We start from the raw sequence: 13,331 nt of genomic DNA, 5'->3' as shown, positions 1-13,331 counted from the left end.
TTTCTTGTATCAGCCTGCGGTTGAGCCGTAGGGCCGCGTAATCACTTCGAGGAAGTGTCCATCCGGACCACGGAAGTAAACGCCCCGACCGCCGTCGTTATGGTTGATCTGGCCGGCGCGGCGTTGCGACGGGTCAGCCCAGTGTTCCAGGGCCTTCTCGCGTATATGGGCAAGGACAGCATCGAAATCGTCTTCCCCAATCAAGAAGGCGTAATGCTGTGACTGAATCGTCTCCTCGGTCTTGGCGAAGTCGAGCGAAGCGCCGTTGTCCAGTTCCACGACGTGCAAAGGGCCGAACCGGACTGGAGGTGGCAGGCCCAACATCTCGGTCAGGAACCGTGCGGACTCAGCCGGATTGGACGACCATACGATGGTGTGATTCAGTTGCGCGGGCATGCGTGTGCTCAGTAACCAGTCGTTATGCAAAGACCACCGGCTTGAAACCCCCTCGCACGAGCGACAGAAGCTAGCGGGTGTGCTGCGGTGTGCAGTGTCAGTCACGTCTTCTGTGTACTGTGATAGCACTTATCGGCGTAAAGTCCAGCACGTTTAACGAGAATCGGAACAAGCGGCATATAGTGCGACTTGTGATACTGCTCGCTCCGGTTCGATAGTCATCACTTCGCCTGTCTGTTTTTCACTGCCGATGTTCAACTCGGATATCCCTGCTAAACCGATCGCTCAAGAACGAATCGGCATAGGGCAGTTTGATATGCCACGAGACTGATTTAAAACATTTTAAACATGGCGCACTTCGAACATGGATTCTGAATCTTTGTGAGACCACGCGTTTCTGGTAAAGCTGTGCGGCTTGTCGGTCAATTCAATTCAAGTATCAAATTCACTCGCATCGAATTAACAATTATTTGCTTGCGCATGATATGTGAACAATCGTTAATTCCAGGATTGCGCTATTCCCATCGCAGCAACGCCATGATAATTTCGGCCTCGACATGATTCGGTGCGATGTTCAAGGGAGTCGGACGCTGTAATCAGAAAATCCAGATCTAAATCCAGAAACGACTACGAATTAGAAGCGAATATGGGGATCAGCTCTCGCCTTCTTGCAGCGCGCTTGTTGCAACGCGATCTTGCGCGCTTCGGCGCATTGATTGAGCGCCGTTTCGCTGTGTCATCCTGTGCCGACGGCTCGCCGCGTCCGCGTTGGATGCGCGTGACGGCGTGGATCATGGCGTTCGTCATGTATTTCGCGCCCGCTTTGCTGCTGGCCGAGGCGACCGCGCAGGCAGCACCGATCGTCGATCCGCGTGCCCCGCTCCCGTTCCAGCCGACCATCACGCAGACGAGCACCGGGGTCCCCGTTGTCAATATCACAGCGCCGAACTCGAACGGGTTGAGTTTGAACAGCTACCAGTCGTTCAACATCGACAGTCAGGGTCTCGTGCTGAACAACAGCCTGATCGGTGGAACGCCGCTGCTCGGTGGCACACTCGGCGCGAACCCGAATCTCGCGGGCCGTACGGCCACGACGATCATCAACCAGGTCACGTCTACGGGACCGGCCTCTTCCTTACTGGGGCCATTGGAGGTTTTTGGCAATCCAGCAACGGTGATCATAAGCAACCCCAATGGTATTTCAGTCAACGGCATGGCGCTAACGAACATGCCTGGACTGGTGCTGGCTACCGGCACGGTGCAGTTCCTGACCGGCGTAGGCGGTACGTCGACGGATTTCGCGAACGCCGGCGCGCTCGCATATAGCGTGAATTCGGGCAACATTTCGATCAATGGGCCGCCAGGGGTGAACGGACCCGGCGCCGGTATTGCGGGCACCGTGGGCAACATCGATCTTATCGGCCAGACGGTTTCCGTCAACGCGCCGCTGCAGGCAGACCGGCGCGTCAACCTCATCGCTGGTAATCAGCTCGTCACGCCGACCGCGACGGATTCCAACGGCACCAGCTACGGCACGGCATCGAACGGCTCCGTCAATACGGCCGCTGCGATCGGCAACGGCGGTGTTGCCATCGACGCGAACCAGTTCGGTTCGGTCACGAGCGGGCAGGTGTTCATCGTGTCGACTGCGGCCGGCATGGGTGTGAATACGCAGGGCGCGCTCACGGCGACCGCTGGCAATGTGGTCGTCAGCTCGACTGGCGATATCAATGTCGGCTCGACGTTCGCGAACCAGAACGTCAATCTCACGAGCGCGGGCACCACGACGGTGTCGGGCAATGGTCTCGCCAATCAGAACTACACGGTCACGGCGAATGGCGATATCAATGCGACAGGTCCCGTCTCGGCCGGACAGAATGTATCGCTGAAGGCAGGCGGAAACCTGAACTCATCGTCAGTGGCGGCCAATGGTAGTGCGACCCTTATCGCAGGGGGCTCGATGTCGTTGGGCTCGGTGTCCGCCAGTTCGCTCGACCTCGAAGCGACCAACGGCAATCTGACGCTCAATTCGGCCATCGCGGCGCCAGGCTCCATCACGGCCGTAGCGGGCCAGGATCTGACTGTCAACGGGGCAGTGCAGGGCGGTAGTACCGTGGCGCTCACCGGCGGCCGGAACGCAACCGTCAATGGTTCGGTCCAGGGTGTCGGTGACGTTTCGCTCACGGCACAGACAGGCACGGCAACGACCACCGGGGCAGTTGTCACGGACGGTCGACTGGCCGTGACCGGTCAGCAAGGCGTAAGTCTTGGCGGCACGGTTTCCAGTCAGGGCAATGCGACGCTGGTAGCAGATGCCGGGAGCGTCACGATCAGCGGTGCGCTAGCGACCCCCGGCGAACTTTCCGTGACTGCCGGACAGGATGTCTCGGTGGCGGGCCTCGTTCATAGCGGCCAGAGCAGCGTGATCACGGCAACGCGCGACGTGACCCTTGATGGTGGCCTCGAAGTCGACGGCACCGGCAACGCGACAGTGAGCGCCGGGCGCGACCTAACGGGCAGTGGCACACAGGGCGTCGCCCTCAGCGTGGCCAACGACACCACACTGACGGCCGGCCGTGACCTGTCGCTGGGCGGTGCGATTCAGACCGGTCACAACGTGGCCGCGACGGCGGCACGGAACCTGTCGGTTGGCGCAACCACTGCGGTCGGCACCGAAACCTTGACGGCGACCAACGGCAGCGCGACGCTCAACGGCAATGCGCTCTCGGGGGGTGACATGATCGTGACCGCCGGTACCGATGTCATCGGTACCGGCGGCATCCAGACGCTCGGCAACCTGAACATCAATGCTCAAGGCGGCAAACTCACCGCGTCGTCAGCGGTGCAGGCTGCAGGCAATGCGAAGCTGAACGCGGGACAAAGCCTTGCGCTGAACGCTCAGACCACCGTCTCGGGCGATGCGGCGCTGACCGGAACGGACATCACGACGCAAGGGTTGTCGGTAGGCGGCAACCTGACGGCTGTCGCGCAGAACAGTCTCGACACTTCAGCTGGCCAGTTGAACGCGGCATTCGACGCCAATGCTCCGGCGCTCACCGTCAACGGCAACGCGACGCTTTCCGGCGCGAACGTGACGACCGCCAATGCGGTAATCGGCGGTACCTACAACGCGACAGGAACGAACAGCGTCACGACAGGTGGCACCGCTGCGTATCAGGGTGACGCAACGCTCGCCGGCGGGACGGTGACGAACGTCGGCAAGCAGATGGCGGCGGGCAACCTGACCGTGTCGGGCACGACGGTAACGAATCAGGGTTCGCTGTCGTCGCTGCAGACGATGACGGTCAACGCAACCGACCTGAGCAACAGCGGGTCGATCTACGGTCCGACGAACACGCTGAACGTTTCGGGCAGCACGACCAATACAGGCGGCCTGCTCGCGACGAATGCACTGACGCTGACAACGAATTCACTTAACAACAGCAACGGATTGATCTTTGCCGGTGACGTCAATAACCAGACCTCTCCGGTCGGCGACGTGACGGTCAACGTCAATGGCGGCAACGGCGACTTCACTAATATCAGCGGCCAGATCCTCGCGCAGAACAACCTGACGGTGAATCTGCCGAACATGGCGATCGACCCATCAGCGGCGTCCTTCGGCACACTCAACGGCGGTAACGCGTTCAATCTGGCCGTACAGTCCGTCAACAACTCGGGGACATGGACACTACCCGGCACGGCAGTAGCGGTAACCGCGGCGCAGGGCATCAACAACACCGGCGCGATCAATCAGGGCGCCGGCACGCTGAGCCTCGATGGCGCGGTGTCGAACACCGGAACCGTTACCGCCAACAATCTGACCATCAACGGCTCGCTTGCGAATCAGGCAGGCGCCACCGTGCAGGCGAACGACGCGTTCACGCTGAACGGCTCGGGCACCAATGCGGGGACAGTCGAAGCGGTCAACACATTGAACATCAGCGGATCGACCTATGACAACTCGAACGGCGTGACGCAGGCCGGCAATAGCGGCAGCGTCGCCGGCGGTGGCAACATCAACGTCAATCTGTCCGGAAATCTCACCAATGCTGGCGGCACGCTAACGGCGACCAACGACCTGGCGATCACGGCAGCTGATGTCATCAATTCGTCGGCGGGAACCGGCACGACGACTACGACCACCACGACAGTGGACAACCCCGGGCTTGCCATGGGGCTTATCGTCGGCTCCGATACGATCGACGAGGCAGTCTCGTGGGGGAGCAACGGCAACCGCTTCTGCTGCAATGTCTACGGTCTGGGAAAAAATCAGGTCACGCTGGCTGACGCGCTTTCGGTCGACGGCGTCGCCGATCCGACGTCGATTGACGCGATTCTGGGACCGAAATCGGGATGGCGGTCGAGCAATGTCAGCCCGCCCGTCACGAACGGCAACACGGTCACGTTCGTGGAAGTTCCGACGGTCACGGGTACCGACAACAACGGCACTCCGATCATCCAGAATCTCTGGTTCGTCAAGACCGCGGACAATGCTTCGCAGGCCATCTCGACGATTACCGTCGCGTTACCCACGGCGATCGAGACGACCACGACCACGGGAGGCACCGCAGGCGGTACATCCATCATCGCTGCAGGCCACAACGTCAGCATCAGCGCGGCGAGCCTGAACAATCAGGGCGGAACGGTCAGTGCCGGCAACGACGCCAGTATCAACGTCCAGTCGCTGAACAACGGCAGTTCGGTGTCCACCTCGACAGTGACCGATACGATTGGCGTGGCCTCGATCAACAGCTTCCTGGCGCAGGCGCCGTCGACGATATCGCTGTGGAACACTTTCAACGGCCCGAATGGTCTGAACGGCTGTCCGTTCGGCATGGCGGGCGACTGTATCGATCCATCCGGCATCACGCTTGCCGCACCCGGAACGGTGCTCCCGCTCTCTACGTCCTCCTCTGCTACCGTCCAGGGCGCCGCCGGGCAGATCGTCGCGGGTCATAACCTGAGCCTGTCGGGCGGCGATCTGACGAATGCCGGCACGCTCGCGGCCAGCAACGACGTCAGTATCACAGCGAATAGCTTGACGAACCAGGGTACGAATACCGGCACGATGACGACCGTGTCGGGTTGCGCATCTGGGTTTACCGGTTGCACAGCGGCCTCGACTTCGAATCCGAATTCGCAGACATACGCGTACCAGCAGATCAACAGCAACGTCACGGCGGGCCACGACATCGTGATCGCCGCCGGTACCGTCAACAATACGTACGGCAATCTGGTGGCGGCTCATAACGTGGTAATCGGTGGTGCGGGCACCACGGCGACGTCCCCGACCCAAGCCGGGAGCGTAACGAATACCTCCGGTGCCATTGATGCGGGCAATGACGTCAATATCAATGCGGCGACGCTCACGAACACGATCGCGGCACCCGCGCAGGTTCATCAGAACTACGGCAGCTCGACGCCGTTCGCGGGTTGCGGCCAGGACTGCGAGGCATACGTCGATGTGCAGTCGGCCAACCCTGCGACGATCGCTGCCAACCACGACGTCAATCTGCAGGCGGGGGTATTCAGCAACAGCGGCAGTCTCGTTACCGCGCTGAACAACGTGACGATCAGTGCGGCCAGCAGCGCATCAAGTAACAACCAGTACCTGAATGCGTACTGGCATGCGAACCTGGTGAGCAATACGTGGGGCTGTGCGGGGAACCCGGCGCGATGTGCGACGCTGTATGGCAGCGCGTATTCGTCGGCCGACATTCAGGACCCCGCGGGGCTGCCGTCCGCAGTAGGCCTGCCCGACTTCGTGCCGGCCACGATTCAGGCAGGTAACACGCTTTCGGTGAATGCGCCGAACCTGGGCAACACTGGCAATGTGATCGGCCAGACCGTCGCGCTGTCTGGTGCGCAACTGGTGAACGGCCTGACGAATCCGAACGTCTACACACCGCCTCCCGCGATTTCCGGGCAGGTAATCACGCTTGGGCCGCCTGCGGTGCCTGGCAGCGCGGCCACGACCGTCAATGCGGCGGGGCAGGTCACGAACTCGAACGGCCAGCCGGTTTCGGTGACGGGTTCGGCGGGTGTTCCGGCCGGTGTGCCGGTGGGTGTGCGGACGGTCGGCAAACCGATTGTCCAGCCAGTACAGACAGTTGCCGGAGGCGCGGCATCAACGCCTTCGTATCTCGTCAACAATCCCGCCTCGCTGGTGTCGGGTGACCTGTCTCCGGCAGCGCTGCTGGCCGCGCTGCCGGCGAGCCTGCAGCCAGATACCACGCAGTTCTACTACGATCCGTACACCCAGGCGCAGCAGGTCGAGCAAGCGGCGCTACAGGCGACCGGCAAGGCGAGCTTCTACAGCACGACCAGCGCGACGGACAGCGTCAGCCAGGCGTCGATTAACAACCAGGACACGCGGGCGCTTTATGGCGCGGCGCTCCAGTACGCGGAGCAGAACAATGTCGCGCTGGGCACGCAGCTGAGCGCGGCGCAGCTGGCGCTCGTGAACGAGCCGATGCTCTGGTATGTCGAGGAAACCGTGCCCGAGCCGGGCTGCACGGTCACCGGCAGCGGCGCGTGCCCGACCGTGCAGGCGTTGATGCCGGAAGTGCTGCTGCCGCAGAACCATGCGGCAGTGAACGCGGATGGGGAGATCAGCGGTACGAACGTAACGCTCAACTACGCCGACAGCATCCTCAATACCGGGACGGTCAACGCGCAGAACCTGACGGTCAACACCGGCACGCTGACGAACGAAGAACGGTCCGTGAACGTCGGCACGATCTACCAGTATCAGACCGAGCTCGACGGCAGCATTACCCAGACGACGGGCACGGTCGTGCAGCAGGGCGGCTTCATGTCGGCCGCAAACTATGATCTGAACGCGCAGACGATCAACCAGATTGGTGGCGCGCTGCGGCAGGTCAATGCGGACGGCAGCATGGATACGGCAGGGACGCAGGCCCTGCTGGCCAGTCTGCAGAACCGGCTGGGTGGCAACTTCACGCAAAGCACCGTCAGCGACACTCTGACGACGACTGTGATGTACCAGCCGTCGGCGTTCGATAACGCGTTCATGATGGTGGTGATCAGCACCATCAGTATCGCTGCCTCGGTCGGTGTCGGAGCGGCTGTGGGCGCGATGCTCGCGAGTTCGATGTCGCAGCTGAACAGCGGGCAGGCATTCAGTTTTGCGAAAGTCCTTGAATCCATGGGGGTCGCGGTAGTTACCGCGGGCGTCGACGCGGGGCTGGGGTTCGATTCGTTCAGCTCGCTCGGCACGAACATTGTGTCGTCCGATCCGGCGGTGACGCTCGCCAATCTTGGCGACACGGCGCTGCAGATCGGCGAGCAGAGTGTCGTGAATGCGGGGATTTCGACGGCGATTCAGGGCGGCAGCTTTCTGACGGCGCTGAAGAATAACGTCGTCGCCGACGTTGCTGCGGTTGGGGCAAATGCGATCGGTACGGCGGGTGCGGATCCGTCTTCCATTCTTGCGCAGGGTTCGGTTGGCTACGATCTCGCGCATGCGGCGCTGGGTTGTGCCAGTTCGGCGGCGCTTGGGACCGGGTGCGCAGGTGGGGCGGTTGGCGGGGCGGTGTCGGCCGGATTGAACCCAATCATTAACAGCAGTGGCAACCTCTCGCCTGCTGCCCTGGCTGCGGTCGAAACGCTGGTTAGTGGAAGTGTCGCGGGCGCGCTTGGGCTAAATGTTCAGGGCGCAGTGACAGCAGCACAGAACGAGACGCTGAACAATTTCTGCGAGCACAACTCCTGCGGGAAATGGCTTACGGCGGTTGCGAACAACGTCAGCAATGCACTCAATTCGGGAGCCGACGTTCCGGCGATGGAGTCGGCGGCCGGGACCGATGTGCTCGCGGGTATCGGGAATACGGCGCTGAACGCGGCAACCTTCTCGCTGCCGGGGATGCCGGATTACGTGCCGTATTTCCAATACAATAATTCGGCGCTTGGTGCGCTGGGTGAGCTTTACGGCACGTTCGGACTTGGCACTCTTGCTTCTTCGGCGTTCGCCGAATCAGTTGCCACAAGCACTGCGAGTGAACTGACGTTCGGTGCTAACGGGCGCAAGTTGGACTTTCTGTTCAACAGCAATATTGATTCGTCGAACGCATATAACGCAGCTAGAGCAGCTGGAAACGCAAGCAGAATCGGAATTGCAGATACTCCCGCAAATCGTGCTGAAGTGACGCAGTTGTTTAACCAAGCCTACAATGACCCATCAACCATTGTCGGCCCGGGCACGGTGCCTGGTAGTAACCTTCGGGAATTCTATTTGCCAGGCGTAACCGGTACGGGTTCCAAGATTCAGTTTGTTGAGTTAAATGGGAAAGTACTCACCATTATGGCTAAGTGACCATGACTGGATTTGACATTCTGAAGTGGGTACCCTGCGATTCTCGCAGTGACATGGAAGCCGGCGCTTTCGGAGAGAAGGTTGTGGGAACGCTGTTGACCTCTGATGCGAATACGTGGGGATACTTTCAAACGCCGGGAGGCGGACATCTGAACATTGGCTATGCGAACATAGGGCTAGTGCCGCAGGCCGTGCTCGTAGGCCACCGTATGCTTGTGGGAGCCAACGAATGTTTGGTCGGCTATGACTTATCGGTCGGTGCCCAGTATTTCTCCTACCGCATGCCTTTGGTGTTTCACGAATTCATCTATGCTGGTGATTCGCTTATTGTTCGAGATGAGATGGGGTTTGTTGGCATTGCGCCAACCGGAAGCGAGCTCTGGAAATTTGTAACTGAAGGCGTCATTGAAAGTTATACGATTACTTCTTCCGAAATCATCGGGAAAACGACCGAGGGTTCCAGTTTCTCGTTTGAACTGCCTGTGAGAGGGTAGTTGCCTTGACGGCTGTTGCCAAGCAGCGAGCGTGAATGACAGACCCGGCTTCGGCCGGGTTTGTTCTTTATGGCATCAGGGAGCATTGCGGCGCTGTTGCTCGGTTCCAGCAACTCGCCGTTGATCGGGCGTTCAGCACGAGATGGCTAAAATAGCCTTTGCGCGACTTCCTTGCGGGCGTCCTCGTTCTCGTGCATTTCCTTAATTCCGTCGATCGCGCGCCGTAGCCATTCGGCGGCAATAGCGCGATGTGCGTCGTATTGCGGGTCGGCCGGTGCGGCCTCCAAATTGTTCGATTGGTCGCCGTGGTCCGCCATCGAAATCCCCTCTTGAAGAGTACACACATTACGCACCCGCCAAAGCGCGTTCAAAAACCCGGAAAACCAGCGCTGGTATTGGGTTTGCGGTGGTGTCGTGAAAAAGTGTAGCAGCTCACGCCGAAGATCAGGGCCTTGCGTGAAAGCCTGATGGAGAAAGGGTTTGCGGGTTGGTACTATTTGCAACCAGAGGTGTTGCACATCCCGCTTACCGAAGAGGCCCTGATGCGAGACAAGTCGATCCACATCCGTCTTGAACACGACGATTGTAAGCAACTGGCGAAGCTGGCCGGAGCGCTGAAAACGACGCCAAGCGCGCGGCACGCGCCCTGGTATCGGAGGGTATCGGGCCGTTTGATCGCAAGCATGAGGTGCTGCTGTACCGCATCGAGCAACTGACGGATCTGCTGCACAAGACGGGTATCCTGGCGGCCAGTTCGATTGCATCGTCGGCGATGTCGCCTGCCTGGCAGGGTGTGGACGAGAAAGCAGAAAAGCAGCGTTTGCGCGCGCATATCAAACGGGCGGTGAAGTACGGCAAGGAGATCGACGTGGCCTGGGATGAGGGGAAGCTTGACGAAGCCGATACGCCAGTGTCTCCCGGCCACGCCTGAGTGAATCACCGCTGCGTTGGTGCGCACAGCGCCTGCACGGGTCGAAGGCGACGATGCCGGAATGATGGCTTTATCGTGGCGGTCTGATTGATGTCGTTGAGCTTACGCCGCCTGCGATGCTGGTGGCGATTTCGATGCTGGCCGGTGGCGGTCTTGCCGGTGCGCTGGGCTACAACGCACAGGGCGCGGCAACGGCGGCAGAGAATGAGACGCTGAACAATTACCTGAATCACTGGCAGGTGCAAAGCCTGCTGACGACGCTGAAGGGGTGTGCGCAGGGGGATACGTCGTGCGTCAGCCAGACAGTTGCGAACTACCAGTCGATTTCCACGCAGCAGCAACAGGCTGCACAGAACTGCAACAGCACGTCCGACTGCCAGCAGGTGCAATACGACGCGATGCAATCGGGCGGAGTGAGCGAAGCCGACATCGAGGCGGCCTGGCAGGGCGGCACGAAATGCACGCAGTTCATGGAGTCGCTGGCGAATCAGGCTTCCAGTGCGAAGTCCATCGCAACGTCGAACTGGAACAGCGTTTCCAACGCGGTCGCCCAACAGAATCAATATCAGGCAATGTTAGCTTCGTCGGGCTCCTCGACGTGGGCGACCATGTTTGCCGCAATCTCGCCATTGGACGTCTCTGGCGCGGTTGATGGAATTACTGGACTTGGCAGTCGGGCCCCGAACAATTTGGTCTCGTTTTCGTTGCCCAACGGTTCAACCATAGAGGGTGTTCCGGCGAGCCCTTCGCTTGCTCCCGGCGCACCGACATCACGGTATCAAATTACATCCGACTAGGCAGCGCAATATCTGCAACAGATGGGGCTGCCGCGAAGCCAGATCGATAGTTTCGTAAGTTCGTTTCAGGGGCCAATCTATGTCCGCAACGCTCTGCCCGGAGAAACCTTTGGAGCATACTCTGGTGGCTCTGCTAACCCGGCGTCCGGACAGTTTCTTACTCCGGGGACTGCAGGTCAAACGCCGGGGCAGGTGACGAATACACTGGCATTGCCACCGAGCAATCCTGCAACGGCGCTCAACGTGGCGACGATTAACCGTCCGATTCCCGTGTCAGAGGGCATCGTCGCCCCGCAGAATTGGAACGGAGTTCAGACCGGGGGTGGGTGGCAGGTATTTGTACCCGGTGGGGCGAGATACGGTAGCAATCCGCCAGTTACGATCGGCCCGAAATTGAATTGAGGATATGGATTATGAAGCTAAGCCCTGAGTTGAGAGCGGATCTCGATTGGCTGGCATCGAACTGGGAAAGAAAGCGGCTCGCTAACCTTTCCCAATACAACGCCGCCTTTTATTCCGCGTTGCGGAATATCTTGAACGACTGTGCGAGTGAACAAGAACTTACGCTTGTTGTCGAGGGAACGTTAGGAAAGGTGGCGGATGGGTATGCTCATCTGCTGGATGTCGATCCCCAGGAGCTTGCCTCGGACCCTTGGGTCGCATTACGTCGGCTCGGAGACATTTCGGAACGCCTCAAGCAATCTGGTGCTATTTAGGGCTTGAATGAGTTGCCCCGAACAGCAATCCCGTCGCGACCTAAACGAACACGGCATTCTTCTGGTCAGGGCGAACTAACGGAGTTGGCGGCCACGATATTGCAGCCCAAATCGCTCCACTGAACGACCGCACGACGCTCCAAATGTTGATTGCGCAAAACGGAATCCAAATGCGAGCGTGGGATGCATCGAATCCAGCGGTGGTGAAAGCATGGCATATTTCCGCGCAGTACGCGGCAGGGGCATCGGGATCAGTTCGCGCGGTTATCGGCTCGAATCTCTGGCATGGCAACGTTTGTGAAACGGCTGATTTCCCGGGTTGATGAGCAGTGCCAAGGTCACCAAGATCACTACTATCGACCCAGAAACGGGCGCTAGAGCGTGTTAGGAACGTCGCGCCAGACCTGGTATCCTGGCGGGATGAAAAAACGCAGGCTCTATCCAACGGATGTGTTGGATGATGGGTGGTATTTCGCTGCTCGTATCTGACCTTGATGAGCAAAGACACACCGCAGCGCCGCTACGAATTGCGCGAGATGTTCAACGCGCTGCGCTGGATCGTGCGCGCGGGCGCGCCGTGGCGGTTGTTGCCCAACGACTTTCCGCCGTGGGAGTTGGTCTACCAACAGACGCAACGGTGGATTCAGGCAGGCTGTTTCGAGGCCATGGTGAGCGACCTGCGTTCGATCATCCGGGTTGCGCAGGACCGTCGAGGTCAACCCAGCGCAGTCATTCTCGACGGGCGGACCCTGCAGTCGACTTGCGAGAGTGGGCCTCGCGCCGGTTACGACGGCTACAGAAGCAAACGTGGCAGCAAGGTCCACATGGCGGTTGATACGTTGGGGCAATTGCTAGCTGTACACGTTACGCCGGCCAACGAACAGAAACGCGCGCAGGTCGGAGAACTGGCCCGCCAAGTTCAGCAGGCCACGGGCCAGACGGTCAGGGTGGCGTTCGCCGATCAGGGATATACCGGCGAAGAACCTGCGCAGGCGGCCCTCGACGAAGGGATCGAGCTTCAGGTCATCAAGCTGCCGGAGGCGAAAAAGGGCTTCGTGTTGCTGCCGCGTCGCTGGGTGGTCGAACGCAGCTTTGGCTGGCTCAACCGCTTCCGCCGGCTGGCCAGAGACTATGAGCGATTGCCCGAAACCCTGGCTGGTTTGCACTTCGTCGTATTCTCGGTGCTTATGCTTGTCCACTTTGCAGCCCTTAACAAAAGTGCCTAACACGCTCTAGATGCGGCGTTAGGGCGCGCGAGTTCCGCTGCCTGGGGAACTGGACGCGCAGGCGGTGGCGTTCGCGGGGCCGTGTCGGCTGCGACGGCGAACTCGATGGCCACGGCGGTGACGGACGGCCAGGGCGTCACCGATCAGGGTCAGCCTGCGACGATCGTTGCGGCGACGTCGCTGCTCAGCGGCTCTATGCGGGTGAGCTCCGGGCGCTGAAGGACATCCACACAGCGACGCATCCGGCGCGGCTCACAAGATCGACGCCGAACCCCATCGACGTCGAAGACGGGCCGCCCGCTACGGCGACCGACCTGCTGGCGGCGCTCGATGACGAGACGGGCGAGGAAAGCGGCGGGTAAGCTCGCCATCCCCATACCGCCCATTCGTACAAGCCGGCTCCGGCAGTCCAGCCTGCGCAGCCAGCGCCTCT

7 protein-coding genes and 1 pseudogene are annotated in these 13,331 nt (G+C 60.2%); 6 read left to right on the top strand and 2 right to left on the bottom strand.

All coding sequences use genetic code 11. The features are described 5' to 3' along the window. Positions 1-9: 9 nt before the first annotated feature. On the bottom strand, positions 10-396 hold the full coding sequence (locus BJG93_RS32070; protein WP_027194489.1) for a VOC family protein: 387 nt from the start codon (positions 394-396) through the stop codon (positions 10-12). A 793-nt stretch (positions 397-1,189) separates the two neighbouring features. Here BJG93_RS32070 and BJG93_RS32065 point away from each other — a divergent pair. After that, positions 1,190-8,734, top strand: coding sequence for a two-partner secretion domain-containing protein (locus BJG93_RS32065; RefSeq protein ID WP_231337633.1), 7,545 nt, complete (start codon positions 1,190-1,192; stop codon positions 8,732-8,734). 2 nt (positions 8,735-8,736) lie between these two features. Continuing rightward, positions 8,737-9,228 (top strand): hypothetical protein, encoded by a 492-nt coding sequence (locus tag BJG93_RS32060; RefSeq protein WP_034477457.1) that lies wholly within the window; start codon positions 8,737-8,739, stop codon positions 9,226-9,228. Between the two features lie 146 nt (positions 9,229-9,374). Here BJG93_RS32060 and BJG93_RS32055 read toward each other — a convergent pair whose 3' ends face one another. Beyond that, entirely contained in the window at positions 9,375-9,869 is a 495-nt protein-coding gene (locus BJG93_RS32055) for a hypothetical protein (protein ID WP_154671694.1), read from the bottom strand. A 47-nt stretch (positions 9,870-9,916) separates the two neighbouring features. Between BJG93_RS32055 and BJG93_RS32050 the strand changes: the two genes are divergently transcribed. From BJG93_RS32050 to BJG93_RS32035, 4 genes and pseudogenes are all read left to right on the top strand, one after another. Then, positions 9,917-10,159 (top strand): hypothetical protein, encoded by a 243-nt coding sequence (locus BJG93_RS32050; protein WP_027194487.1) that lies wholly within the window; start codon positions 9,917-9,919, stop codon positions 10,157-10,159. A 116-nt stretch (positions 10,160-10,275) separates the two neighbouring features. Next, on the top strand, positions 10,276-10,956 hold the full coding sequence (locus BJG93_RS32045; RefSeq protein WP_027194486.1) for a VENN motif pre-toxin domain-containing protein: 681 nt from the start codon (positions 10,276-10,278) through the stop codon (positions 10,954-10,956). A 413-nt stretch (positions 10,957-11,369) separates the two neighbouring features. After that, entirely contained in the window at positions 11,370-11,672 is a 303-nt protein-coding gene (locus tag BJG93_RS32040) for a hypothetical protein (RefSeq protein WP_027194485.1), read from the top strand. Positions 11,673-12,092: 420 nt separating this feature from the next. Continuing rightward, positions 12,093-12,898 (top strand): annotated as a pseudogene (locus BJG93_RS32035) (IS5 family transposase). Positions 12,899-13,331 lie beyond the last annotated feature (433 nt).

This window comes from Paraburkholderia sprentiae WSM5005, from assembly GCF_001865575.2.
Classification (GTDB): Bacteria; Pseudomonadota; Gammaproteobacteria; order Burkholderiales; family Burkholderiaceae; genus Paraburkholderia; species Paraburkholderia sprentiae.
Note: the sequence above shows the minus strand (reverse complement) of the source record. Positions and strands in the feature narration are given on the sequence as shown.